The 24,793-nt window shown below is 73.8% G+C and carries 27 protein-coding genes; 18 read left to right on the plus strand and 9 right to left on the minus strand.

Features of this window, described 5'->3' with window-relative positions; all coding sequences use genetic code 11:
- The first annotated feature begins 2 nt into the window (after window positions 1-2).
- The 3 genes from OG861_RS17655 (at window position 3) to OG861_RS17665 (ending at window position 2,916) form a co-directional block, all read left to right on the plus strand.
- Window positions 3-674, plus strand: coding sequence for an ABC transporter permease (locus OG861_RS17655; RefSeq protein WP_330261812.1), 672 nt, complete (start codon window positions 3-5; stop codon window positions 672-674).
- Window positions 675-731: 57 nt separating this feature from the next.
- Window positions 732-1,712, plus strand: a complete 981-nt coding sequence (locus OG861_RS17660) for an ABC transporter substrate-binding protein (protein WP_329196184.1) — start codon at window positions 732-734, stop codon at window positions 1,710-1,712.
- 112 nt (window positions 1,713-1,824) lie between these two features.
- A complete protein-coding gene (locus tag OG861_RS17665) occupies window positions 1,825-2,916 on the plus strand; it encodes a hypothetical protein (RefSeq protein WP_329196182.1) in 1,092 nt (363 codons plus the stop codon).
- Window positions 2,917-2,939: 23 nt separating this feature from the next.
- On the opposite strand, the gene OG861_RS17670 is transcribed toward OG861_RS17665, so the two are convergent.
- The 3 genes from OG861_RS17670 to OG861_RS17680 form a co-directional block, all read right to left on the minus strand.
- On the minus strand, window positions 2,940-3,155 hold the full coding sequence (locus tag OG861_RS17670) for a hypothetical protein (protein ID WP_190185956.1): 216 nt from the start codon (window positions 3,153-3,155) through the stop codon (window positions 2,940-2,942).
- A 90-nt stretch (window positions 3,156-3,245) separates the two neighbouring features.
- Window positions 3,246-4,142, minus strand: coding sequence for an arylamine N-acetyltransferase family protein (locus tag OG861_RS17675; RefSeq protein WP_329196178.1), 897 nt, complete (start codon window positions 4,140-4,142; stop codon window positions 3,246-3,248).
- 157 nt (window positions 4,143-4,299) lie between these two features.
- Window positions 4,300-5,442, minus strand: coding sequence for an NADH-quinone oxidoreductase subunit D (locus OG861_RS17680; RefSeq protein WP_329196177.1), 1,143 nt, complete (start codon window positions 5,440-5,442; stop codon window positions 4,300-4,302).
- Window positions 5,443-5,528: 86 nt separating this feature from the next.
- Between OG861_RS17680 and OG861_RS17685 the strand changes: the two genes are divergently transcribed.
- The 3 genes from OG861_RS17685 (at window position 5,529) to OG861_RS17695 (ending at window position 8,011) form a co-directional block, all read left to right on the plus strand.
- Complete coding sequence (locus tag OG861_RS17685; protein WP_329196175.1) at window positions 5,529-6,020, plus strand: PH domain-containing protein; 492 nt, start codon at window positions 5,529-5,531, stop codon at window positions 6,018-6,020.
- A 38-nt stretch (window positions 6,021-6,058) separates the two neighbouring features.
- Complete coding sequence (locus OG861_RS17690; RefSeq protein WP_443056546.1) at window positions 6,059-7,405, plus strand: PH domain-containing protein; 1,347 nt, start codon at window positions 6,059-6,061, stop codon at window positions 7,403-7,405.
- Between the two features lie 132 nt (window positions 7,406-7,537).
- Window positions 7,538-8,011 carry a carboxymuconolactone decarboxylase family protein gene (locus tag OG861_RS17695; RefSeq protein ID WP_329196173.1) on the plus strand — a complete coding sequence of 158 codons (474 nt, stop codon included), beginning with the start codon at window positions 7,538-7,540 and terminating at the stop codon, window positions 8,009-8,011.
- A gap of 31 nt (window positions 8,012-8,042) precedes the next feature.
- On the opposite strand, the gene OG861_RS17700 is transcribed toward OG861_RS17695, so the two are convergent.
- The gene (locus OG861_RS17700; protein ID WP_329196171.1) at window positions 8,043-8,720 is read right to left on the minus strand and encodes a response regulator transcription factor; all 678 of its coding nucleotides are present in this window, start codon (window positions 8,718-8,720) and stop codon (window positions 8,043-8,045) included.
- A 3-nt stretch (window positions 8,721-8,723) separates the two neighbouring features.
- Window positions 8,724-9,926 carry a sensor histidine kinase gene (locus OG861_RS17705; protein WP_329196170.1) on the minus strand — a complete coding sequence of 401 codons (1,203 nt, stop codon included), beginning with the start codon at window positions 9,924-9,926 and terminating at the stop codon, window positions 8,724-8,726.
- Between the two features lie 107 nt (window positions 9,927-10,033).
- Here OG861_RS17705 and OG861_RS17710 point away from each other — a divergent pair, with 107 nt between their 5' ends.
- Entirely contained in the window at window positions 10,034-11,041 is a 1,008-nt protein-coding gene (locus OG861_RS17710; RefSeq protein WP_329196168.1) for an SAM-dependent methyltransferase, read from the plus strand.
- Window positions 11,042-11,076: 35 nt separating this feature from the next.
- Here the strand turns inward: OG861_RS17710 and OG861_RS17715 are convergent, their stop codons facing one another.
- The 3 genes from OG861_RS17715 to OG861_RS17725 form a co-directional block, all read right to left on the minus strand.
- Complete coding sequence (locus tag OG861_RS17715; protein WP_330261813.1) at window positions 11,077-12,639, minus strand: M28 family metallopeptidase; 1,563 nt, start codon at window positions 12,637-12,639, stop codon at window positions 11,077-11,079.
- 119 nt (window positions 12,640-12,758) lie between these two features.
- A complete protein-coding gene (locus tag OG861_RS17720; RefSeq protein WP_329196164.1) occupies window positions 12,759-13,883 on the minus strand; it encodes a DUF5937 family protein in 1,125 nt (374 codons plus the stop codon).
- A 567-nt stretch (window positions 13,884-14,450) separates the two neighbouring features.
- Window positions 14,451-15,575 carry a threonine aldolase family protein gene (locus OG861_RS17725; RefSeq protein WP_329196162.1) on the minus strand — a complete coding sequence of 375 codons (1,125 nt, stop codon included), beginning with the start codon at window positions 15,573-15,575 and terminating at the stop codon, window positions 14,451-14,453.
- Between the two features lie 108 nt (window positions 15,576-15,683).
- Here OG861_RS17725 and OG861_RS17730 point away from each other — a divergent pair, with 108 nt between their 5' ends.
- From OG861_RS17730 to OG861_RS17780, 11 genes are all read left to right on the plus strand, one after another.
- Entirely contained in the window at window positions 15,684-16,640 is a 957-nt protein-coding gene (locus tag OG861_RS17730; RefSeq protein ID WP_329196161.1) for a Rossmann-like and DUF2520 domain-containing protein, read from the plus strand.
- Window positions 16,637-17,647, plus strand: coding sequence for a pantoate--beta-alanine ligase (gene panC, locus OG861_RS17735; RefSeq protein ID WP_329196159.1), 1,011 nt, complete (start codon window positions 16,637-16,639; stop codon window positions 17,645-17,647). The genes OG861_RS17730 and panC overlap by 4 nt, the downstream gene beginning before the upstream one ends.
- On the plus strand, window positions 17,644-19,401 hold the full coding sequence (locus tag OG861_RS17740; RefSeq protein ID WP_329196158.1) for an L-aspartate oxidase: 1,758 nt from the start codon (window positions 17,644-17,646) through the stop codon (window positions 19,399-19,401). Before panC ends, OG861_RS17740 begins: the two co-directional genes overlap by 4 nt.
- A complete protein-coding gene (gene nadC / locus OG861_RS17745; RefSeq protein ID WP_329196156.1) occupies window positions 19,398-20,387 on the plus strand; it encodes a carboxylating nicotinate-nucleotide diphosphorylase in 990 nt (329 codons plus the stop codon). Before OG861_RS17740 ends, nadC begins: the two co-directional genes overlap by 4 nt.
- Before the next feature lie 3 nt (window positions 20,388-20,390).
- On the plus strand, window positions 20,391-21,200 hold the full coding sequence (locus OG861_RS17750; RefSeq protein ID WP_190185942.1) for a type III pantothenate kinase: 810 nt from the start codon (window positions 20,391-20,393) through the stop codon (window positions 21,198-21,200).
- Between the two features lie 202 nt (window positions 21,201-21,402).
- Window positions 21,403-21,594 (plus strand): DUF397 domain-containing protein, encoded by a 192-nt coding sequence (locus OG861_RS17755; RefSeq protein ID WP_190185941.1) that lies wholly within the window; start codon window positions 21,403-21,405, stop codon window positions 21,592-21,594.
- A 112-nt stretch (window positions 21,595-21,706) separates the two neighbouring features.
- The gene (locus OG861_RS17760) at window positions 21,707-22,312 is read left to right on the plus strand and encodes a hypothetical protein (RefSeq protein WP_329202289.1); all 606 of its coding nucleotides are present in this window, start codon (window positions 21,707-21,709) and stop codon (window positions 22,310-22,312) included.
- Between the two features lie 14 nt (window positions 22,313-22,326).
- Complete coding sequence (locus OG861_RS17765) at window positions 22,327-22,494, plus strand: hypothetical protein (protein WP_329196152.1); 168 nt, start codon at window positions 22,327-22,329, stop codon at window positions 22,492-22,494.
- Window positions 22,495-22,659: 165 nt separating this feature from the next.
- Window positions 22,660-23,121 carry a BlaI/MecI/CopY family transcriptional regulator gene (locus OG861_RS17770; RefSeq protein ID WP_329196150.1) on the plus strand — a complete coding sequence of 154 codons (462 nt, stop codon included), beginning with the start codon at window positions 22,660-22,662 and terminating at the stop codon, window positions 23,119-23,121.
- A 9-nt stretch (window positions 23,122-23,130) separates the two neighbouring features.
- Window positions 23,131-23,661 carry an amino-acid N-acetyltransferase gene (locus OG861_RS17775; RefSeq protein ID WP_329196148.1) on the plus strand — a complete coding sequence of 177 codons (531 nt, stop codon included), beginning with the start codon at window positions 23,131-23,133 and terminating at the stop codon, window positions 23,659-23,661.
- Window positions 23,662-23,836: 175 nt separating this feature from the next.
- Entirely contained in the window at window positions 23,837-24,172 is a 336-nt protein-coding gene (locus tag OG861_RS17780; RefSeq protein ID WP_329196147.1) for a histone-like nucleoid-structuring protein Lsr2, read from the plus strand.
- On the opposite strand, the gene OG861_RS17785 is transcribed toward OG861_RS17780, so the two are convergent.
- Window positions 24,154-24,759: an SCO3374 family protein gene (locus tag OG861_RS17785; RefSeq protein ID WP_329196146.1), complete on the minus strand. Its 606-nt coding sequence runs from the start codon at window positions 24,757-24,759 to the stop codon at window positions 24,154-24,156. The two genes, OG861_RS17780 and OG861_RS17785, sit on opposite strands and share 19 nt — an antisense overlap.
- Between the last annotated feature and the right edge of the window lie 34 nt (window positions 24,760-24,793).

Genomic DNA, 24,793 nt, shown 5'->3' on the forward strand with positions numbered 1-24,793 from the left:
TCATGGGCGTACTGGGCGGGACGTGGGACTGGCTGGCGGACGGCGCCAACTGGGCGGGGGAGAACGGCGTCTGGCACCGGCTCGGCGAGCACGTGTACGTCAGCGGGATCGCGCTGGCCATCGCCTGCGCGGTGGCCCTGCCACTCGGCCTGTGGCTCGGCCACCTCGGCAAGGGCGGCGCCCTCGCGGTGAACGTGTCCAATGCCGGGCGGGCCGTCCCGGTCTTCGCGGTGCTGGCCCTGTTCATGGTCTCGCCGCTGCGCAGCGCGGGCTATCTGCCGACCGTCATCGCGCTCGTGCTGTTCGCGGTCCCGCCGCTGCTGACCAACGCCTACGTGGGCGTGCGCGAGGTCGACCGCTCGGTGGTCGAGGCGGCCCGGGGCATGGGCATGTCCGGGGTCCAGCTGTTCCTGCGGGTGGAACTGCCGCTCGCCCGGGCGCTGGTGATGACGGGCCTGCGCTCGGGCGCCGTCCAGGTCATCGCCACCGCCACGATCGCGGCGATGGTCGGCCAGGGCGGCCTGGGCCGGATCATCACCGCCGGTTTCAACACGTACAACACCCCGCAGGTGGTGGCGGGCGCCGTACTCGTGGCCCTGCTGGCCCTGCTGGTGGAGGGGGCGCTGGTGGCGGCGGACAGGCTGCTGCCGCGCCACCCGTCGGCGGCCCGCTGACCGCCCCGCTCGACCCTGATCTCTCCCGTCGGCCCCACTCCTTTGGAGGAGCACCACATGAGCAAGTCCCTGCACGTCCTCGGCGCGGCGCTGGGTGTGGCCGCCCTGGCCGCATCGCTCACCGCGTGCGGCGGCGACAGCCTGGAAAAGACGAAGGACGGCGGCTCGTCCTCGGCCTCGGACGGCGGCGCCAAGGGCAAGCTGGTGATCGGCGCGGCCGGCTTCACCGAGTCCAACGTACTGGCGGAGCTGTACGCGCAGGTCCTGCGGGACGCGGGCTACTCGACCTCCGTCACCACGGTCAACAACCGCGAGCTGTACGAGCCGTCGCTGGAGAAGGGCGAGATAGACGTCGTCCCCGAGTACGCGGCGACCCTGGCGGAGTTCCTGAACGCCAAGGTCAACGGCAAGGACGCGCCGAAGGACAAGCCGGTCGCCTCGAGCGATGCGACGGCGACGGTGGCGGCGCTGGAGAAGCTCGCGACGCCGCTCGGGCTGAAGGTCCTGCCGGCGGGTTCGGCGGTCGACCAGAACGCTTTCGCGGTGACGAAGGAATTCGCCGCGAAGAACAACCTCAAGAGCCTTTCCGATCTCGGTAAGTCGGGGCTCAAGGTGAAGATCGCCGCCGGCGACGAATGCGCCGTGCGCCCCTTCTGCCAGCCGGGGCTGGAGAAGACATACGGAATTTCGGTCTCCGGTGTCGACCCGAAGGGTGTCGGGACCCCCCAGGCCAAGCAGGCCGTCAAGGACGGCGTGGACCAGCTCGTGCTCACCACGACCACCGACGCCACGCTCGACAGCTACGGCCTGGTCCTGCTGGAGGACGACAAGAAGCTGCAGAACGCCGACAACGTCCTGCCGGTCGTCAACGCCAAGGACGCCGGCTCCGCGGAGGTCGCGGCCGCGCTCGACCGGCTCACCAAGACGCTGACGACGGCCGACCTCGTCGACCTCAACCGGAAGGTGGACGCGGAGCGCGCGAAGGCCTCCGATGTCGCCGGGGCGTACCTCGAATCCAAGGGTCTGCTCAAGAAGTAGCCGCGTACGAAGATCAGTTACGCGGTTGGTGCGGAAATGGCGGGTAACCGCCCGGTAAGAGATTGCCGGGCGGCTACCCCACACCACGCCTACGCCCTGTAAATTTCAGGCCATGCCCCGTGGACGCCACCGCAATCCAGAACCTCTGCACCGTCTGCTCACGCCGACGGCCCTCGCCGGTGTTTCCGTGGCCGGTGCCGGCGCGGCCTGGCTGCTCGCGGAACCGGTGGCGCTGCGCCTGCTCGTGGCCCTCACCGCGGCCGCGGGCGTGGCGGGCGCCGTCGTCATGCGCTCCTGGGACCGCTCGGCCGGGCGCCGGGTGGCGGAGCTCGCCCGGGAACGGGTCAAGGACGAGTGGAAGACGGAAGAGCGGATAGCAGAGCTCGAATCCGACCTGGACGAAGCCCGCGTGCTGCGCGCCAAGCTCGACGCGAAGCTGCGGGCCAAGCGCGTCGAACTGGCGGGCCTGCGCGGTGAACACGCCTCGCTGCTGCGCCGGTACGCGACCGCCGAAACGGAGCGCGCCAGCGCCCTGGAGCGGCGCAGGCTGCTCGCCATCGAGGCTGCTTCGGGGCCGGGCGCGCCCAAGGAACTCCCGGTGGTGTCGCAGGAGCGCACCGGCAGCGGGGCGCCCACGGCGGTCGGGTACGCCCGCGCGAACGCGGCGATGGCCGCGCTGGTGCGCAAGGCGGAGCAGCGGGCCGCGGCGTCGGGGGCTTCGGGGGCCGCGGTGACCGCTGCTCCGGGCGACGGGTCCGGCGCGCACGGCCGTGCGACGGGCGGTGGGGCGGACCGTGAGACGGGCGCCGAGGCGGGTGCTGAGACGGGCGCCGATGCGGGCGCCGGTGCGGGCGCCGGGACCGCGCAGCTTCCGGCCCGGCGGCTCGCGGCGACGGTGGCCCCGTATGCGGCACCCCGGCGTTCCGCTTCGCGCGTCGAGGGCGGCTTCGACTTCTTCGGCACCAAGAACGCCGCCCAGGCCCGCGCCGTGATCGAGTCCGTGCAGAACGAGGACCTGGCGGACGTCGTCGGCGCGGAGGCGCTCGCGGTGCACAAGGCGGAGTCGGCCGGACAGGGCGACCCCGAACCGGAGTTCAAGGCGGCGACCGCCGAACAGCGCGCGGTGGGCCAGGTCATCGACCTGACGGCCCACGACGAGACCGAGCCGGTCGACGTGGCCCGGCTGCGCACCGCGATCTCCTAGGCACCTTCGCAGGGGGAGCGCGGTCAGAACAGCGGCAGCTGGCCCGGGTGCGGCCCCAGGGTGAAGCCGTCCAGGGTGGGGGCCGAGGCGCCGAGGACCACGCGGGCGCGGGAGCCGGGGCAGGACACCAGGCCGCCGCGCTCCCGGCCGCCGGGCGGGTCGTGGCGGGCGATCCTTCCGGCCGTCACGGCGCAGTCGCGGCCGCAGGCGGGGCAGGCCCGTCGGGGGGAGTGGGACATGCCCCCAGTCTGCACCCCGCCACCGACAGCCGTACCGCCACGGGCAGCCGTACTGCCACCGGCCGGCCCTGCCCGTCGCCGGAGCCGGGCTCAGGCCGGCCGGGCCGCCGCCCAGGCCTCGTGGGCGCGCAGCACCCGCGACCACAGGGCCGTGCGGTCCGCCGGGGTCAGGTCGCCCAGGTCCCGCCCGAAGACGGTGGCGACGGCTTCGTAGAACTCCCCCGAGTCCGACAACTCCCGCTTGCTCGTGCCCCCGAGCGGGTCGATGCGGCTCAGGACCCGCCCCTGGAGCGCGTCGATGCCCCCGGCGTCACGCCGGTACAGGACGAGCGTGCGCACGAAGGGGGAGTCCTCGTCGGCCGAGAGCCAGGCGTGCATGGGGGCGAAGTCGGCCATCACGGCCGGCGCGGAGCGGAAGTTCATCCGGGGCGCCGGGCGGGCGGAGTTGTGCAGGCTCCACCCCCCGGCCCCGCTCCCGCCCTCCCCCTCCGCAACCCGCGGCTCCAGCCGCTCCAGCCGCTCCAGCCGCTCCAGTGCGTAGGGGAAACCGCCCTGCTCGTACGTGCCTTCGCGCAGCGGCAGCGGCTCGTGCGGGCCGTCGCCGAGCCCGACGTCCACGAGGTATTCCGCCCCCTCGACGCGCACGGTCAGCGTGAGGTGGTCACCGCTGATCTCCTGCGAGGCGGGGTCCTTGGCGACGCCGCCGTAGTGGCGCGTCACGTCGTAGCCCAGGGTTTCGAGGAGCGCCGAGAACGCGCCGTTGAGGTGGAAGCAGTAGCCGCCCGTCCCCGCGGCCAGGCGGCGTACCGACAGCTCCGGGTCGATGCCGGGCGGCCGGCCGAGCTGGATCCCGAGGTTCTCGAACGGCACGCGCTCCACGTGGGCCCGGTGCAGGGCGAACAGGCCCTCGGTGGAGGGGGTGCCCGGGTCGGCGACGCGCAGCCGCCGCAGGTAGTCGGCGTACATCGCGGAGGTCCCAGAGGTCATGCGGGCACCCTAGGCCGGGCCCCGGGCTGCTCCGCCCGGTTTTCGTGCCGCATGTCAGGTCCCGGGTACGTCAGGTCGCCGGGTACGTCAGGCCGCCCGCGCGTCAGACCGTCCGCGGGTCAGGTCGCCCCCGTGTCTGCGCCCGCTCGACCGAGCGCTACTTGTCGATGTCGCCGACCACGAAGAACAGCGAGCCGAGGATCGCCACCATGTCCGCGACCAGCTGTCCCGGCAGCAGCACCGCGAGCGCCTGGATGTTGTTGAAGGACGCCGACCGCAGTTTCAGCCGGTAGGGCGTCTTCTCGCCCTTCGAGACGAGGTAGTAGCCGTTGATGCCGAGCGGGTTCTCGGTCCACGCGTACGTGCTCCCCTCGGGCGCCTTGAGGACCTTCGGCAGGCGCTGGTTGACCGGCCCCGGCGGCAGCTCCGCCATCCGGTCCAGGCAGGCCTCGGCGAGGTCGAGGGCGTTGTGCGTCTGGTCGAGCAGCACCTCGAAGCGGGCCAGGCAGTCGCCCTCGGTGCGGGTGACCACCTCGAGGACGTCCTGGAGCTCGCCGTAGGCCAGGTACGGCTCGTCGCGGCGCAGGTCGAAGTCGACGCCGGAGGCGCGGGCGATCGGGCCGGAGACCCCGTACGCGTGCACGGCCTCCGCCGACAGCACGCCGACCCCGCGCGTGCGGCCGCGGAAGATCTCGTTGCCGTGGACCAGCTTGTCGTAGACGTCCATGCGGGTGCGGACGTCGGCGATCGCGGCGCGGGCCCGGCCGAGCCAGCCGGCCGGAAGGTCCTCCTTGAGGCCGCCGACCCGGTTGAACATGTAGTGCATCCGGCCGCCGGAGATCTCCTCCATGACGGCCTGGAGCTCCTCGCGCTCGCGGAACGCGTGGAAGATCGGGGTGATCCCGCCGAGTTCGAGCGGGTACGACCCGAGGAACATCAGGTGGTTCAGTACCCGGTTCAGCTCGGCGAGCAGGGTCCGCATCCACACGGCCCGCTCCGGGACCTCCATGCCCAGCATCCGCTCGACGGCCATGACCACGCCGAGTTCGTTCGAGAACGCGGACAGCCAGTCGTGCCGGTTGGCCAGCATCACGATCTGCCGGTAGTCGCGGGCCTCGAAGAGCTTCTCGGCGCCGCGGTGCATGTACCCGACCACCGGTTCGGCACTGACGATGCGCTCGCCGTCCAGGACGAGGCGCAGGCGCAGGACGCCGTGCGTGGAAGGGTGCTGCGGTCCGATGTTGAGCACCATGTCGGTGCTTTCCGCCGCTCCGCCGATGCCGACCGTGGTCTCCGTCATGGCCGCATTGTCTCAGCCTCCGGGGGTGTCCCACCGGTCAGGCCCGGCCCGGTCCGAACGGTGGGACACCCCCCTACCCTGTGCCCATGGAAACAGGGACGAGCGGCGGGACGAGCCGCCCCGACTGGGTGGGGCTGCCGGACGGCCTGCTCAGGCTGCGCCGGCTCCTGCTGGGGTTCTGGGCGGTGCTCCTCGCGGCGGCGACGGGGGTCGTCCTGGGCCTGGCGGCCGGCCCGGCGTGGGCGGCCTGCGGGGCGCTGTGGCTGGTGGCGGCGGCCTGGGCCTGGGTGCTGCTCGGGCGGAACTGGCGGTCCTGGCGGTACGCGGAGCGCGCCGACGACCTGCTGATCAGCCGGGGGGTGCTGTGGCAGGCCCAGACGGTGGTGCCGTACGGCCGGATGCAGCTGGTGGAGGTGACCTCCGGCCCGCTGGAGCGGCGGTTCGGGCTGGCTTCCGTGCAGCTGCACACGGCGGCCGCGGCGACCGACGCCAAGATCCCCGGGCTGGTGCCGGGCGAGGCCGAGCGGCTGCGCGACCGGCTGACGGAGCTGGGCGAAGCCAGATCGGCGGGCCTGTGAGCCGGGCGGGCGGTGAGGCCGGGGGTACGGCGGAGGCGGTGGGCGGCCCGACCGCCGGGGCCGCGGAGGCGGTGGGCGTCCCGGTGGCGGGAGCCGCGTACGAGCGACGGCTGCACCCGCTGACCCCGCTGCTGCGCGCCTGGGTCCCGATCGCGGCCGTCATCGGCGCGCTCGCGCAGCAGGGCGACCGGGCGGAGGAGTGGATCACGGAGCTGCCCGTGTCGTTCCGCTTCCTGCTCCTCGTCGCCCTGCTCCTCGTCTTCGGCACGTACGGGCTGCTGAGCTGGTGGTTCACGCACTACGCCGTCACCGACACCGAGCTGCGCATCCGCAGCGGGCTCCTCTTCCGCCGTACCGCCCACATCCGGCTCGACCGGATCCAGGCGGTGGACGTCACGCGGCCGATGCTGGCCCGGCTCGCCGGGGTCGCGAAGCTGCGGATCGACGTCATCGGCGCCGACGACAAGGACGAGCTGGCATACCTGGGCGAGAAGGACGCCGCCGCGCTGCGCGCCGAACTCCTCGCACGGGCCGCCGGCTTCGCCCCGGCCGAGGCGGTCGCCCTGGGCGAGGCGCCGGAGCGTGCGCTGCTCCGGGTCGGGCCGCGCGAGCTGGTGGTCTCCCTGCTGCTGAGCCTGGGCGTGCTGGCGGCGGTGACCGGCGGGCTGCTCGTGCCGGTGGCGGTGTGGTGGTTCAGCGCCAACCCCTGGGCGGCCGCGGCGGCCCTGCTGCCGTTGCTCGGCTGGGCCTGGAGCAGCAGCGCGGGCCGGTTCCTGACCGAGTACGACTGGACGGTCGCGGAGTCCCCCGACGGGCTGCGGCTCGACCACGGGCTGTTGGACCGGGCCCACGAGACGGTGCCGCCGGGCCGGGTACAGACCGTACGGATCGTCGAGCCGCTGCTGTGGCGGTGGCGCGGCTGGGTACGGGTGGAGCTGGCGGTGGCGGGCTCGAAGAACGACGTCCTGGTGCCGGTCGCCGCGCGGGCCGCCGCGTACGAGGTGATCGCGCGCGTGCTCCCTGGCGTGGACCTGACGGCACTCGGCTTCTCCCCCGCCACGGGGGCGGGGGCGCGCTGGGTGGTCCCGGTGTGGTGGCGGGGCTACGGCGTGGCCGTCTCCGCGGACGTGTTCGCCGCCCGGCGGGGGCTGTTGTGCCGCCGTACGGAGATCGTTCCGCACGCCAAGGTGCAGAGCGTGAGACTCACCCGGGGTCCGTGGAAGCGGCTCCACGGCGTGGCCGACGTCCACGTCGACACCGGCGCCAACGGCACGGTGACGGCCCGCCTCCGCCCGGCCCCCGAGGCCTCCGCCCTCCTCCACGCCCAGGCGGACCGCTCCCGCACCTCCCGCGCCACGGCGCGCCCGGACCGCTGGATGACCTGACGCCGACGCCGACGCCGCCGGAGCCCCCCGTCCTCCGCGGCGGAGGTGACGTACGTCATATCGACCTCTGTCACACGGGGCCGCGCCGCCCGGTCATAGCGGTGTAACCCCGTAACGGCAGAGGAGAACACCATGAGCGCCCGTTTGAACCTCTTCGGCAACGCGACAGCCGGGAAGTTCCTCAAGCACCTCAACTCGGCCGGCAAGTCGGTGTCGGATTCGGCGCTGCCCGCCGCGACGCAGGAACTCGTGAAGATCCGCGCGAGCCAGATCAACGGGTGCGGGTTCTGCACCGACATGCACGTCAAGGACGCCGCCGCCGCCGGTGAGACCCCGCTGCGCCTGCACCTGGTGGCGGTGTGGCGGGAGGCCACGGTGTTCACCGAGGCCGAACGCGCCGCGCTGGAGCTGGCGGAGCAGGGGACCCGCATCGCCGACGCGGCGGGCGGTGTCACGGACGAGGCGTGGGCGAACGCGGCCAAGCACTACGACGAGGAGCAGCTCGCCGCCCTCGTGTCGCTGATCGCCCTCATCAACGCCTACAACCGGCTGAACGTCGTCGTCCAGCAGCCCGCCGGCGACTACCAGCCCGGCCAGTTCGGCTGAGGGCCGTCCGGCGCGGGCAGCCCTCGGCCGGTCAGACCGACGGGGGGCTGCCCGCGCGGACCAGGCCGGATTCGTAGGCCAGGACGACCACTTGGACGCGGTCGCGCAGGCCCAGCTTCGTCAGGATGCGGCCCACGTGCGTCTTCACCGTCGCCTCCGACAGGACCAGCCGGGCCGCGATCTCGCCGTTCGACAGGCCCTGCGCCACCAGCAGCATGACCTCCCGCTCCCGCTCCGTCAGCCGCTCGATCTCCTTGTTCCGGGGCTCCTGCGAGGTGGTCGGCAGCATCGGCGCGAACCGGTCCAGCAGCCGCCGGGTCGTCGAGGGCGCCACCACCGCGTCGCCGCTGTGCACCGAGCGGATCGCGGCCAGCAGCTCCGCCGGCGGGACGTCCTTGAGCATGAAGCCGCTCGCGCCCGCCTTGAGGCCCGAGAACGCGTACTCGTCCAGGTCGAAGGTGGTCAGGATGATCACCTTGGGGTGCTCCTCCGGTTCGCAGATGCGCCGCGTCGCCTCCACCCCGTCGAGCCTCGGCATCCGGACGTCCATCAGCACCACGTCCACCTTCGTGGCCCGCAGCACCTCCAGCGCCTCCAGGCCGTCACCGGCCTCGGCGACGACCTCCATGTCCGGCTGGGCCGCCAGCACCATGCGGAAGCCCGTGCGCAGCAGGACCTGGTCGTCGACCAGCATCACGCGGATGGACATCAATCACCTCTTCTTGAGTGGGAGGAGCGCGCTGATCCGGAAGCCGCCGCCGGGCCGCGGGCCCGCGTCCAGCGTGCCCCCGACCATACCGACGCGCTCCCGCATGCCGATCAGTCCGTGCCCGGCGCCGTCCGCGCCGCCGTCCTCGTACAGTTCGTGGGCGGCGCCCCGCCCGTCGTCCTCGATCAGCAGCCCGAGGCCGTCGTCGAAGTACACCAGCCGGACGTTCGCCCTGGCCTCCGGGCCGCCGTGCTTGCGCGTATTGGTCAGCGCCTCCTGCACGATCCGGTACGCCGTCAGCTCCACCCCGCTCGGCAGCCGCCGCGGCGCGCCCTCGACCGCGAAGTCCACGGCGAGCCCGGCCGTGCGGACCTGCTCGACCAGGACCTCGATCTGCTCGACGTCCGGCTGGGGCACGTAGTCCTCGGACTCCTGCGGCTCGCCGGTGCGCAGCACGCCCAGCAGCCGCCGCATCTCGGCCAGCGCCTGGCGGCCGGTGCCCGAGATGGTCTGGAGCGCCTCCTTGGCCTGTTCCGGTGCCACGTCCATCACGTACGCGGCGCCGTCCGCCTGGACCACCATCACCGAGACGTTGTGCGCGACCACGTCGTGCAGTTCGCGGGCGATCCGGGCGCGCTCGGCGGCGACGGCCACCTTGGCCTGCGCCTCGCGCTCCTTCTCCAGGCGCTGGTTCCGCTCGACGAGCTGGGCGTAGTAGGCGCGGCGGGTGCGCAGCGAGTCGCCCAGTACCCAGGCGAGGGCGAAGGGGACGATGGCGAAGAGGGTGAAGAAGATGTTGTCGCTGGTGTCGCCCTTGTCGACGTGGAAACGCAGGGCGTACAGGGGCGCGGCGGTCAGCCCGACGGCGAACGCGAAGCGCGAGAGCCGGCGCGAGACCTCGCCCGAGGCGGCCACGGTGTAGAGGATCACCAGCATCCCGAAGTCGCCGTTGTGCACCTCGATCCCGGCGGCGAGCTGGTAGGCGCCCGTGCCCACCGCCAGCCAGAACATCTGCGGCGTCCACTTGCGGCGCAGCGCGATGACGACGCCCATCGCGATCACCGAGGGGACGGTGAGGAGCCGCTCGGCCGTGCCGCGCTGGCCGGCGGACGCCAGGTCCAGCAGCGCGATCCCGCACAGGAGGACGGCCCAGAAGCTGTCGACCCCTGTCGGGTGTCTGCGGAGGAAATCGTAAAGGCGCTGCACGTAACCCAGCGTAGGCAAAGGAGATAGGTGCTGGAGTCAACCACAGGGGCGATCCGTGCGAAGGGGGCGTACTCCCCAAGGTGGAGGGTGAGCTTAGCCTGTGGGGAATGAGCGCTCAGGGTGAAGGGATCGGGCCGGTCCGCTGGCGGGCCGCCATGGAGGCGGCGCTGTACGGACCGGGCGGCTTCTACGTGGACCCCCGGGGCCCCGGCCCCGCCGGGCACTTCCGTACCTCCGTGCACGCCTCGCCGCTCTACGCGGGCGCGGTGGCCCGGCTCCTCCTCGCCGTGGACGAGGCCCTCGGCCGCCCGGAGCGGCTGGACCTGGTCGACGTGGGGGCCGGGCGCGGGGAACTCCTGACCGGGGTGCTCGCCGCCCTGCCCGCGCCGACGGCGGCGCGGGTGCGCCCGTACGGGGTGGAACGCGCGGACCGGCCCGAGGGGCTGGACCCCCGCGTCCGCTGGGTCGCGGAGCCGCCCGAGGGGGCGACGGGGCTGCTGTTCGCCAACGAGTGGCTGGACAACGTACCGCTGGAGGTCGCCGAGGACGGGCGGTACGTCCTGGTCGCGCCCGACGGTACGGAAGGCCCGGGCGGCCCGCTGGAGGACCGGGACCGGGCCTGGCTGGAGCGGTGGTGGCCGGACGGGGGCCGGGCGGAGATCGGCCGCCCGCGCGACGAGGCCTGGGCGGCGGCCGTAGCGGCCCTCGACCGGGGCCTGGCCGTGGCGGTGGACTACGCGCACACCTGCGGGGCCCGGCCCCCGTACGGCACCTTGACCGGATTCCGCGGCGGCCGGGAGGTCGCGCCGGTCCCGGACGGCAGCTGTGACATCACCGCGCACGTGGCCCTGGATGCCTGCGCGGGGCCGGGCGCGGTCCTGCTCACGCAGCGGGAGGCGCTGACCGCCCTCGGCGTCTCGGGCGCCCGCCCGCCGCTGACGCTGGCGTCGACGGATCCGGCGGGGTACGTGCGCGCCCTCGCCTCGGCCGGGGAGGCCGCCGAACTCACCGCGCGCGGCGGCCTCGGGGACTTCGGGTGGCTGGTGCAGCCGGTGGGGTTGCGGGGGGTGCCCGGCCTGCCGGGCCCGTCCCGCTCCGGGGCCCGGCAGGGCTGACGCCGCGCGGCGCCGCCCGTGCCGGACCCGCCGCACTACTGGGTCACGCCGTGGCCGTGGCCCTCGCGCAGACCGCTGCCGCTGCCGCTGCCGGCCGCGCCGCCGTCCGCGTGCCGGGCGGAGACCTGCCGGGCGAGCGGGGCCAGGTCGTAGGCGTAGTGGCCGACCGCGTTCGCGATGACGTCGACGTTGATGTCGAGCGCCTTGTGGTCGATGTTGGCGATGGTGTCGCCCTTGCCGTGGTAGTTCACGTCGTAGGCCACACCGGCCTGGCCGCCGAACTTCGCGGCCTGCGCCGCCGTCTTGATGCCCTCGGCCCCGGTGTCCGTACCACCGGAGGGGATCCCGGCCTCGATGAACGGGCCGTAGTCCGAGCGGCCGGTGAAGTCCGAACCCTCGTGCGGGATGTTCCGCCCGTCCAGGAAGTCCGTGATGCCCTTCTCCAGTTGGGCCGAGCCCTCGGGTCCGGGGCCGGAGCCGACCTTGTCCGAGTCGTCGCCGTCGTAGACGAAGTAGGCGCCGTTCGGCGAGGCGATCATGTCGAAGTTCAGGTAGAGCCGGATCTGCTTCTTCTGCGCGTCCGTCAGGCCGCCCACGTACGCCTCGGAGCCGAGCAGGCCGAACTCCTCCGCCGACCACCAGGCGAACTTGACCTTGTTCTTGATCTTCGTCTGGCTGCTCGCGAGGCGCTGCGCGACCTGGAGGATGCCGGCCGAGCCGGAGCCGTTGTCGTTGATGCCGGGGCCGGCCGCGACCGAGTCGAGGTGCGCGCCGAGGAAGACGGTGTTGTTCTCGTCGCCGCCGCGGGTCTCGGCGATGACGTTGTACGTCGTGCGGTTCTCGCGCAGTTCGCGGATGTCCAGGGTGACCTCGACCGGTCCTGCCGCGGCCTCGGCGGCGAGCTTCTCGCCCTCCGCCTGGCTGATGCCGCCGGTGGGGACCTTGCCCGCGTCGGCCTCGCCGAGCGTGCCGTTCAGGGCGCCCTCGGTGTTGTTGTAGATGACCGCGCCGACCGCCCCGGCCGCCGCGGCGTTGGCCTGCTTGACGGCGAAGGTGCAGCCGCCGCGCTTGACGAGCGCGATGCGGCCGGTGAAGGCGCCGGGGGCGAAGTCACCCGGCTCGCAGCCGTTCGTACCGTCCGCGTCGACGGGGACGACGGCGAGGCGCGCCGTGACGCCGTCGGCCGGGCCGCTCGCGGTGTACGTCATCAGCTTGATGGGGACCTCGCGCGGGGAGGCGCCGCCCACCTTCAGCGTCTCGGCGACCGTCTCGACGTACACGAAGTCGAACGCGTTCTTCGTGACCTCGTACCCGGCCGCCTTCATCACGGCTTCCACGTACTGGGCGGACTGCACGTGGCCCTTGGAGCCGGCCACCCGGGTGCCGTTGTTGTAGTCGGCGATCGACTGGAAGACCTTGAGGTGGTTGGCGGCGCCCTTGCCGGTCGCCTCCCGGACCAGCTTCTTCGCGAGCGCGTCGCCCTTGGCGGCGTCGCTCTGCGGGCTGCTGGCACCGGCGGGCCCGGCGAGCAGCAGCGGGGAGGCCAGGGCCAGCGCGGCCAGGGCGGCGGTGGCTGCGGCTATACGGCGTGAGGGCATGGAGGTCCTTTCACGGCAAGGTGCGGCGGGCCGAACGGTGGACGCACGTTAAGCAGCGGGGAGCCGCTCCCGCCAGACTGCGAATTCCGGCCAGTCCCAGGCGAGTTGCCGGCCGGCGGTCAGCGGAGGATCCCCTCGATGAAGTCGGACCCGATGCGGGCCACCACGGACAGGTCCAGCTGGTGCTGTGCGTAACGGCCTTGGCGGCGCGTGTGCAGCAGCCCGGCCTTCTTGAGCACGGCGAGGTGACGGGAGACCTCGGGGGCGGATATGCCGCACACGGTGGCCAGCTCGCCGGTGGTGTACGGGGCCCTGGCCAGGCTGCGGCACAGCTGCATCCGCATCGGGTGCGCGAGGGCGTCCATGCGGCGCCGCAGCAGCTCGACCGAGCTGGGGGACGAGGCCGGTTCGGGGGAGCCGAGGGGGTAGTGGACGACCGGTCGCCAGCCGGGGGCGTGCAGTACGAGCAGGTGCGGCCAGCCGAAGTTGGTGGGGACGAGGACCAGACCGGCGCCGATGGTGGGATCGGTGGCGGTGGCCGATCCGTCGACCATCTTGTCGACGGTGATGGTGGTCCCGGCCTCGTCGACGCTCAGCGCCGCCGAGGCCTCCCGCAGCGCGGCGGACAGGCCCTTGCGGCGCAGCACCTCGGTCTTGTGGCGGGCGTCGGCGGCCTGCTGGGGGCCGGTCCGCTGCCAGGTCTCGGCGAAGAACGCCTCGTCGCAGTCCTCCAGGAGGCGGCGCAGCCAGACGCGGACGGCGGCGGTGTCGTCCAGCAGCCGCCGCGAGAACCGCAGCTGGGCGGGCCCGCGGGCGGCGGCGGCCTCCAGCACCCGGGCGCGGGAGGAGGGGTCCTTGAGGGGGGAGGGGGCGCCGCCCTCGTTGTAGAGCGCGAGCCAGCAGTGTTCGAGGGCGGCCGTCACGAAGCGCTCGTCGTCGAGGCCGTCGAGCACGTCGAGCTCCTCGGCCAGGGTCGCGGCGGGGAGTCCGGTGCCGCCGGGGGTGCCGGCGAAGGGCATGAAGATGTCGGAGAAGGAGCTGCGCCAGAGGAAGTCGGCCTCCAGCAGCCGGTCGGCGAGGCAGGGGTCGAACGCGGCGGCGGTGGCGGTGGCCCAGGGGGCGAGGCGGGGGTGGTGGGCGGGCTGGGAGAGCGCGTGCAGGGCCATGCAGAGTTCCGCGAGGGGGGAGGGCGCGAAGCGGATCCGCTCCGCGGGGAGCCCGGCGATGTCGATGGTGACGCTCATCGCCCCATTCTCCCGGGCCCCCGGCCCCCCGCCCCCCACACGGGCCGTCCGGGCGACGCCCCCGGCGGAGCGGGATCGTCCCGGGGCCCCGCCCCGAGGCATTCCAGCCTCGCCGCCGCTCGGGGCGCGGTGCCGGGGTGTTCCAGCCTCGCCGGCGTTTGAGGCGCGGGTCCGGGCGGAGCCCGGGGAACGGTGGAAGGGCGGGTAGGGGACGGCTTCGCGCAGCGCCCACCGCGCCGCCGCTGCGGGGGCCGGCCCCCGAACCCCCGCGCCTCAAACGCCGGCGGGGCTGGAACACCCCGGCACCGCGCCGGAGCTCCCGCGCGCCGAACGCCGGCGGGGCTGAACACCCCCGGCCCGCACCGGGGCCTTCGCTCCCCGAGCGCCGGCGGGGCTGGGACCCCGGGCCCGCGCCCGAGCCCCCGCTCCCCGAGCACCGGCGAGGCGGAACGCCCCGAGGCCGCCCGAGCCCCCGCGCCCGAACGCCGGCCGGGCCGGGGTCGGCCGACTCGGGGACGGGGCCGGCCGGCCGGGGCTACGGCCCCGCCGGGGTGGGGGATGGTTCGGCTACAGGCGGGCCGTGAAGTCCGCGACCGCCGCTCGGACGTCCGACGCGGTCCAGGACAGGGACGGCGAGGTGACCTCGAGTTCCGTCATGGACAAGCCCGGGGGCCCGGCGGGGGCCCAGCGGCGGAACAGGACGCACCCCGTCTCCTCCGCCTGCCGCAGCCCCGCCTCCGTCAGCCGGTCCGCCTCGTACGGCAGCCACACCTGGAACTGGTGCGTGTGCGGCACCTCCGGATGCACCCGGAACCACGCGAGTCCCGCCTGCGCGAAGCCCTCCCGCAGCGCCTGCGCCACCACCCCCGCCTGGGCCACGTACGACGGCAGGCGCGGCAGCTCCACCTCCAGGCCGGCCAGCGCCGACAACGCCTGCGGGAACTGCCGGAAGACCTGGCCCCCGTACCGGTGCCGCCAGACCCTCGCCTCCGCGACGAGCGACGCGGAGCCCGCCAGCGCCGCCCCGCTCAGCCCCCCGAGGGACTTGTAGAACGACACGTACACCGAATCCGCGAGCCCCGCGATCTCCGGCAGCGGCCGCCCGAGCCGCACCGTCGACTCCCACAGCCGGGCCCCGTCGAAGTGGACCACCGCATCCCGTTCCCGGGCCGTCTCCACCACCGCCACGAGCTCCTCCCACGTCGGCAGCACGAACCCCGCCTCCCGCAGCGGCAGCTCCAGCATCAGCGTGCCGAACGGCTCCGCCAGCTCCGCGACCTCCCGGGCCGTCGGCTGCCGCGGCTCGCGCGTGGGGTGCACCGTCCGCAGTCCCGCCAGCACCGACAGCGCGTCGCTCTCCCACAGCTCCGGGTGGCTCATCGGGTGCAGCGCCACCACCGGGTTCCCCGTCCGCCCCGCCCAGCACCGCAGCGCGACCTGCTGGGCCATCGTCCCGCTCGGGAAGAACGCCGCGTCCTCCGTCCCCAGCAGCTCCGCGACGCGCTGCTCCAGCCGCGCCACCACCCCGTCGCCGTACACGTCGACGCCCTCGTCCGGGTCGCTCTCCGCCAGTCCCGGCAGCATCGCCAGCAGCTCACCCACCGTCGGCTCCAGCAGGCTCCGGGACAGGACCCGGTCGGCCCGTCGCCACGCCGCCACCAGCCGCTTCGTCCGGTCTTCGTCATCCGTCATGCCCTGATCATCGCCGGGCCGCCGCCGACCGGCCGACACGCCCAGGGGCTAGCATGGCGGCGTATCGTCCGGTACCCCCCGCGGACTGGAACGGAAGGCATTCCCCGCGTGAACGCAGCCCATCAGACGGAGCCCCGGGATCCGTCCGACCGCCCTGCCCGGCTCGCCGTGGGCGTCGTCGGCGCCGGCCGGGTCGGCCCCGCGCTGGCCCGCGCCCTCCAGCAGGCCGGGCACCGCCCCGTCGCCGTCTCCGGTGTCTCCGACGCCTCCCGCCGCCGGGCCGCCCGGATGCTGCCCGACGTGCCGGTCGTCCCGGCCGAGCGGGTGCTCGAACACGCCGACCTGGTGCTCCTGACCGTCCCGGACGACGCCCTGCCCGGCCTCGTCGAGGGCCTCGCCGAGACGGGCGCGATCCGCCCAGGCCAGCTGCTCGTCCACACCTCCGGGCGCTACGGGACCGCCGTCCTGGACCCGGCCCGGCGCGCGGGCGCCCTGCCGCTGGCCCTGCACCCCGCGATGACCTTCACCGGCACCGAGGTCGACGTGCAGCGCCTGGCCGGCTGCTCCTTCGGCGTGACCGCCCCCGACGAGCTGCGGCTCGCCGCCGAGGCCCTGGTCATCGAGATGGGCGGGGAACCCGAGTGGATCGCGGAGGAGAACCGTCCGCTCTACCACGCCGCCCTCGCCCTCGGCGCGAACCACCTGGTCACCCTGGTCGCCCAGGCCATGGAGCTGCTGGCCAAGGCCGGCGTCGAGCACCCCGACCGGATGCTCGGCCCCCTCCTCGGCGCGGCCCTCGACAACGCCCTGCGCTCCGGTGACTCCGCGCTCACCGGGCCGGTGGCCCGCGGTGACGCCGGTACGGTCGCCGCGCACGTCTCCGAGCTGCGCAAGCACGCCCCGGCCGCCGTCCCCGGCTACCTCGCGATGGCCCGGACCACCGCCGACCGCGCCCTGGCGCACGGTCTGCTCAAGCCGGAGCTCGCCGAGGACCTGCTGGGCGCCCTGGCCGGGAGCGAGACCAGCCCCGACCCCGAAACCGACCCCGAGGGCGACGGCCGATGACCGAGCACCCCCTGCTGCTGAACACCGCCGACGCGCTGCACCGGCTCCCGCGCACCGGCCGTCGCGCCGTCGTCATGACCATGGGGGCCCTGCACGACGGCCACGCCACTTTGGTCCGCACCGCCCGGGACCTGGCCGGCCCCACCGGCCAGGTCGTGGTCACCGTCTTCGTCAACCCCCTCCAGTTCGGGGCGAACGAGGACCTCGACCGCTACCCCCGCACCCTCGACGCCGACCTGGAGATCGCCCGCAGGGCGGGCGCCGACGCCGTGTTCGCCCCGGCCGTCGACGAGGTCTACCCCGGCGGCGACCCCCAGGTACGCATCAGCGCCGGCCCCATGGGCGGCCGCCTCGAAGGGGCCACCCGCCCCGGCCACTTCGACGGCATGCTCACCGTCGTCGCGAAGCTGCTCCACCTCACCCGCCCGGACCTGGCCCTCTTCGGCCAGAAGGACGCGCAGCAGCTGGCCCTGATCCGCCGGATGGTCACCGACCTGAACTTCGCGGTGGACGTGGTGGGCGTACCCACCGTCCGCGAGGAGGACGGCCTCGCCCTGTCCTCCCGCAACCGCTACCTCTCGCCCGCCGAGCGCCGCACGGCCCTCGCCCTCTCCCGCGCCCTGTTCGCGGGCCGCGACCGCCTCGCCGCCCAGGCCGCCCTGCGCGCCCGCGCCGAGGCCGCCCCCGCCAGTGACCAGCGGGCCACCGGCCTGGCCCGGCTCGGCGAGATCCGCGCCTCCGCCGACGCGCACGCCGTCTCGGTGGCGGTCTCCGCCGCCGGCACGGGCCTGCCCGACGCCGTCCGGGCGGCTGCCCGCCACGTGCTGGAGGAGGCCGGCCGCCAGGACCCGCCGCTGGCCCTGGACTACCTCGCGCTGGTGGACCCGCAGGACTTCACCGAGGTCGGCCCCGATTTCACCGGCCAGGCCGTCCTGGCCGTCGCCGCGAAGGTGGGCACGACCCGGCTGATCGACAACATCCCATTGGAGTTCGGAGCACACACGTGAGCACCCCAGGCACAGGCACCGCCGGCACCGGCATACGGCTGCACGCCCCCGCCCCCGGCTGGGCCGTCGAAGCCGACGTCGTGGTCGTCGGCTCGGGCGTCGCGGGCCTGACGGTGGCGCTGCGCTGCGCCGCCGCGGGCCGCCGTACGGTCGTGGTCACCAAGGCCCGGCTCGACGACGGCTCGACCCGCTGGGCCCAAGGGGGCATCGCGGCCGCCCTCGGCGACGGCGACACCCCCGAGCAGCACCTGGACGACACCCTGGTGGCGGGGGCGGGCCTGTGCGACGAGGCGGCCGTACGGCTGCTGGTCACCGAGGGCCCCGACGCCGTACGCCGGCTCATCGAGACCGGCGCGGTCTTCGACACCTCCGCCGAGACGGGCGAGATCGAGCTGACCCGCGAGGGCGGCCACCACCGCCGCCGGATCGCCCACGCGGGCGGCGACGCGACGGGCGCCGAGATCTCCCGGGCCCTGGTCGAGGCGGTCCAGGCGGCCGGTATCCGTACCGTCGAGAACGCCCTCGTACTGGACCTCCTCCAGGACGCCGGAGGCCGTACGGCCGGCGTCACCCTGCACGTCATGGGCGAAGGCCAGCACGACGGCGTCGGCGCCGTCCACGCCCCGGCCGTGATCCTCGCGACCGGCGGCATGGGCCAGGTCTTCTCCGCCACCACCAACCCGGCCGTCTCCACGGGCGACGGCGTGGCCCTCGCCCTGCGCGCCGGCGCCGAGGTCTCCGACCTGGAGTTCGTCCAGTTCCACCCGACGGTGCTGTTCCTGGGACCGGACGCCGAGGGCCAGCAGCCGCTGGTGTCGGAGGCGGTCCGCGGCGAAGGCGCCCACCTCGTCGACGCCGACGGGGTGCGCTTCATGGTGGGCCAGCACGAGCTCGCCGAGCTCGCCCCGCGCGACATCGTCGCCAAGGGCATCATGCGCCGCATGCAGGAGCAGGGCACCAGTCACATGTACCTCGACGCCCGGCACTTCGGCGCCCAGATGTGGGAACAGCGCTTCCCCACCATCCTCGCCGCCTGCCGCGCCCACGGCATCGACCCGGTGACCGAGCCCATCCCGGTCGCGCCCGCCGCCCACTACGCGTCCGGCGGCGTACGGACCGACCTGCACGGCCGCACCACCGTCCCCGGCCTGTACGCCTGCGGGGAGGTCGCCTGCACGGGCGTGCACGGCGCGAACCGGCTCGCCTCCAACTCCCTGCTGGAGGGCCTGGTCTTCGCCGAGCGCATCGCCGAGGACATCGTCGCCAACCCGTCCGCCGGGGGCGCCCCGGTCGTTCCCGCCCCCGCCACCGGCCCGCTCCAGCCCTCCGGGGCGCGCTACGAGGTCCAGCGCATCATGACGGACGGCGCGGGCGTCCTGCGCTCCGCCGGCTCCCTCGCCGGTGCCGCCGCCGCGCTCGAGGACCTGTACGCGGCCGCCCTGGGCGACCTCGAGGCGCACGGCAAGACCGCCGAACCGGGCGTCGACACCTGGGAGGCCACCAACCTCCTGTGCGTGGCCCGGGTCCTGGTCGCCGCCGCGCGGCGGCGCGAGGAGACCCGCGGCTGCCACTGGCGCGAGGACCACCCCGACCGGGACGACGCGAACTGGCGGCGCCACCTCGTCGTCCGGCTCTCCGCGACCGAGAAGCGGGCCCTGGTCGTCACCCCCACCGACTCCGCGGACTTCCCGTCCGTACAGCGGCCCCCCCGTGGCACCGACACCGTCAACGACAGCATGGAGCAGTCAGCGTGAGCACGCACGAGCACGACCACCAGCACGACGAACTCCCCCTCATCGACCGGTCGGAGGGCGGTTGCGGCGACGACTGCGCCTGCGGTGACGGCGAGGAGTCCGGCCTGGACCCGGCGCTGGCCCAGCTGCTGACCGACGCCGGCCTGGACCCCATCGAGGTCGAGGACATCGCGCACATGGCGCTGTCCGAGGACCTGGACGGCGGGGTCGACGTCACCACCGTCGCCACCGTGCCCGAAGAGGCCGAGGCCGTGGCGGACTTCGTCGCCCGCGAGGACGGCGTCGTGGCCGGTCTGCGCGTCGCCGAGGCCGTGTTCTCGATGGTGTGCACCGAGGCGTTCGAGGTGGAGCGGCACGCGGAGGACGGCGACGCCGTCAAGGCCGGTCAGCTGCTGCTGTCCGTGCGCTCCCGCACCCGCGACCTGCTGACCGCCGAGCGCAGCGCGCTGAACATCCTGTGCCGGATGTCCGGCATCGCGACCGCCACCCGCCGCTGGGCGGACGCCCTGGAGGGCACGACGGCCAAGGTCCGCGACACCCGCAAGACCACGCCGGGCCTGCGCGCGCTGGAGAAGTACGCGGTCCGCTGCGGCGGCGGCGTCAACCACCGCATGTCCCTGTCGGACGCGGCGCTCGTCAAGGACAACCACGTCGTCGCGGCGGGCGGCGTCGCGCAGGCGTTCACCGCCGTGCGCGAGGCCTTCCCGGAGGTCCCGATCGAGGTCGAGGTCGACACCCTGGAGCAGATCGGCGAGGTCCTGGAGGCGGGCGCCGACCTCATCCTGCTGGACAACTTCACGGTGGCCCAGACGGCCGAGGCGGTCGCCCTCGTCGCCGGCCGCGCCACCCTGGAGTCCTCGGGCCGGCTCAGCCTGGACAACGCCCGCGACTACGCCCTGACCGGCGTGGACTACCTCGCGGTCGGCGCGCTGACGCACTCCTCGCCGATCCTCGACATCGGCCTCGATCTGCGCGGGGCGGTGTAACCCATGCTGCTGACCATCGACGTCGGCAACACCCATACGGTCCTGGGCCTGTTCGACGGCGACGAGATCGTCGAGCACTGGCGGATCTCGACCGACCCGCGCCGGACGGCCGACGAGATGGCCGTCCTGATGCAGGGCCTGATGGGCACCCACCCGATGCTCGGCACCGAACTGGGCGACGGGATCCACGGGATCGCCATCTGCTCGACGGTGCCCTCGGTGCTGCACGAGCTCCGCGAGGTCACCCGCCGGTACTACGGCGACGTCCCCGCGGTGCTGGTGGAGCCCGGCATCAAGACCGGTGTGCCGATCCTGATGGACAACCCGAAGGAAGTCGGCGCGGACCGCATCATCAACGCGGTCGCGGCCGTCGAGCTCTACGGAGGCCCGGCGATCGTGGTCGACTTCGGTACGGCGACCACCTTCGACGCGGTGTCGGCGAAGGGCGAGTACGTGGGCGGGGTGATCGCGCCGGGCATCGAGATCTCGATGGAGGCGCTGGGCGTCCGGGGCGCCCAGCTGCGCAAGATCGAGCTGGCGCGCCCGCGCAACGTGATCGGCAAGTCCACGGTCGAGGCGATGCAGTCGGGCGTCGTGTACGGCTTCGCGGGTCAGGTGGACGGGGTCGTCGCGCGCATGGCCAAGGAGCTGGCCGGCCCGCACGGCGAGCCGGACGACGTGCGCGTCATCGCGACGGGCGGCCTGGCCCCGATGGTCCTCGGCGAGTCCTCGGCGATCGACGACCACGAGCCGTGGCTGACGCTGATCGGCCTGCGGCTGGTCTACGAGCGCAACGCGCCCAACTTCGACTAGCCGGCCCGCCCGGCTGACCGACCTACCCGACCCGACCGACCCGACCGACCGACCGGCTCCGGCGTCCGGCCCGGCCCCGCACCCCGGGCCGGACGGGGAATTCACCGACGAGCAATTTCCCCGAAATGGCCGGAACGCACGCCCGCCGGGGTTACGGTCCCTCCGGGAAACACCCGAACCCTTCCCCGGCGGAGGAGACACCATGACCGCGACCGCTCGGCTCACCTGGCAGAAGTCGTCCTACTGCGGCGACGGCGACGCATGCGTCTACGTCGCCTCCGCCCCGGGCGTCCTGGTCCGCGTCGCGGACCGCGCCGACCCGGCCCACCTGGTCCTGGCCACCACCCACGCGGCCTGGGCCGCCTTCCTGGAAGCGGTCAAGGCGCAGCCGTAGGAAGAGCCGACGGAGGGCCCCCGGCGCGCCGGGAAGAGCCCACATCGGGGGATTTTGTCCGATTAGCGCGTATCTTCGCCCCATGCCCACGCCCTACGGTTCCCGCGGCGGCATGGCGTTCAGCGCTGCTGAGCTGCACCTGCTCAGGCGTTCGCTCGCCCACGCCCTCCAGTCCTCCCCGGCCCCCCTGACGGCCGGCGAGGTCCAGGACTGCCTGCGCCTCGCGGCGTCGGTGGACGACGCGGTGCAGGAGGCGGGGCGGCTCAGAGAGTTCCTCCTCGCCGACCTGGCCCGCTACAGAGCCGCCCTCCCGGGCAGCCTGCCCGGGTACCTGGAGCTGCTCCAGGACGCCCTGGCCGCCGGCTACGAGCCCGTCCCCGACGACCTCGCCGCGCTTCGGGCGCTGCGCGCCAACCCGGTCGCCGCCGCGGTACTGGAGCGGGCCCGCACGGTCGCGGAGCGCTCCGTGCGCCGCCGGCTCTCCACCGCGCCCGCGCCCCGGACCCGCCTGCTGGCCCTGGCCGGCGGCCGCGAGGAGGAGCGGCGCTCGCCGCCGAGGCCCGCGCCCGGTCCCGCCCCGCGGCCCGCCGAGAAGCCCGCCCAGCCGGGCGAGAAGCCGGCGCCGCATCCGGAGCGGCCCATCCCCACTCCGGGCGAGGTCTTCCCGCCGCGCCGCAAGCCCACCCCGCCCCCGAAGGACGACCGCGCGGCGGGATAGCTACGCTGGTGGGCATGGACTACGTTTCCGCGCTCGTGCCCCCCTTCGTGATGGCCGTGTTCTTCATCTTCCTCGTCAAGACGATCGTGAAGAGCCAGGGCGGTGCCAACAAGGCAAAGGAAGACGCGGCGGTGGACGCCGTACTCGCCCGCGCCGAGACGGCCCGGCAGACCGGGAACTGACCCGGCGGACCGGGAACCGGCCCCGGGAGACCGGGAACCGGCCCGGCACCGCGGACCGGCCCGAGAACAGCTGTGGGGCCCCGACCGAGTCGGGGCCCCACACTTGTCGCGCGTTGTCCTCCGAATAGTCGGGCAATTCCTGACAACCCGCACTATCGTGCTGTTGTGCCTCGCCCCTTGGGAGAACTCGAAGACGCCGTGATGACACGGGTGTGGCAGTGGAACCGCCCGGTCACCGTTCGTGAAGTCCTGGAAGACCTTCAGCAGGAACGGTCCATCGCGTACACCACGGTCATGACCGTTATGGACAACCTCCATCAGAAGGGGTGGGTCCGGCGGGAAGCGGAAGGCCGCGCCTATCGCTATACGGCGGTCTCCACCCGCGCCGCCTACTCGGCCGCACTGATGAACGAGGCCTGGTCGACCAGCGACAATCCGGCGGCCGCCCTCGTGGCCTTCTTCGGCATGATGTCCCAGGAACAGCGCGAAGCCCTCCGCGACGCCGTACGGATCGTCAGCCATGACGACGAGGGGCCCGCGGAACCCGCCACCGGCGAAGTGCCGCCCCCGCCGGCCGCGGAAGGCGCGGGGGACACCGGCGAGCGGCCGCCCGAGCCGGGGCGATAGCGTCACCGCATGGGAGAGTTTTCCACCGAAGACGCTAAATCAGTGACCATCCGCCGCGCGCGCACGGGCGATGTTCCCGCACTGCGCCGCCTGCTCGACCAGTACGTACAGCAGCGGATCCTGCTCGACAAAGCCCCCGTGGTCCTTTACGAGGACATCCAGGAGTTCTGGGTCGCGGAACGCGACAGCGACGGTCAGGTCGTCGGCTGCGGCGCTCTGCACGTGATGTGGGAAGACCTCGCCGAAGTACGCACTCTCGCGGTCGACCGCGCGTTGAAGGGCGCCGGCGTAGGGCACCGGGTGCTGGCCCAGTTGTTGGAGACCGCGCGCCGGCTCGGCGTGAGCCGGGTTTTCTGCCTCACCTTCGAAGTGGACTTCTTCGCGAAGCACGGCTTCGTCGAGATCGGGGAGACCGCGGTCGACACCGATGTCTACATGGAGCTCCTGCGTTCCTATGACGAGGGCGTCGCCGAGTTCCTCGGTCTCGAACGAGTGAAGCCGAACACCTTGGGCAACAGTCGGATGCTTCTGCACCTCTGATCGGTGGGTGCTCGATCCCGGCCGCTTTTAGAGGCTCCGCACACCTGTGGCCTATGTCCGAATCGCGTACGTTTCCCGCTCCGGGGCGGCCTTGAACCTCTCGCCGGGGGTTTGTGTTTTCCCGGCAAAAGCGGTTTCCTTTCCGCGTACTGCATTTTCGATGAAAGGAAATCCGGTGGCACAGAAGGTTCAGGTCCTTCTTGTCGACGACCTCGACGGTGGCGAGGCGGACGAGACCGTGACGTTCGCTCTGGACGGCAAGACCTACGAGATCGACCTCACCGCCGCCAACGCTGAAAAGCTCCGCGGCCTGCTCGACCCTTACACCAAGAGCGGCCGCCGCACCGGTGGCCGTGCCGCCACGGGCCGTTCCAAGGGCCGCGCCGCCGCGACGTCCGGCAACCCGGACACCGCGGAGATCCGCGCGTGGGCGAAGGCCAAGGGCCTCACGGTCAACGACCGCGGCCGCGTCCCCGCCGAGATCCGCGAGGCCTACGAGAACCGGGCCTGATCCACGGCACCGGCCCGCCCCGCCGGGGGCGTACGCCGCCGCAGGCGCGCCCTGTGGCACTCCGTCGCCGCCGCGGCGACCAGGCGTACGAGATCGGGCCCGTCGCCCTGCCCCGGACCGGGCAGGGCGGGCAGTGATGCCTCGCACCCCTGCTCGGGGGGCCGCAGCCACACCGCGGCCCCCCGAGGGCCGTGCGCCGCGGGGTGCCCGGGAGGCGCCGGGGCGGCGATCAGACCCCCCTCGCCGAGCGCGGTGAGGTCGAGGTCCACCCCGCCCCATTCCAGCCAGTCGAGGAGCCCGTCCAGCTCCTCCGCGCCCCCGGGCGCCACGAGGAACCGCATCCGGCGGCCCGCGACGGCCACCGGTCCGGTGGCGACCCGACGGCGCAGCACCTGCGTCCCCGCGTCGGCCGGCAGCTCCAGTACGTCGAACACGGTCCCGGTGGCGAGCCGGGCGGGCGCCGCGTCGGCCAGGGTCCAGCCGGGCACCCGGGCGTACCAGGCGGCGTAGGACTCCGCGCCGGGGGCGGTCCGGGGCGGTGGGACGGCGGCGAGGCCGCGGGTGTTCCCGGCGGCGGTGAGTGCCATGTCCCGAGCAACTGCGGATTCGGCTCCGGGTTAC

The sequence above is a fragment of the Streptomyces sp. NBC_00539 genome (assembly GCF_036346105.1).
In the GTDB taxonomy this organism is placed as follows: domain Bacteria; phylum Actinomycetota; class Actinomycetes; order Streptomycetales; family Streptomycetaceae; genus Streptomyces.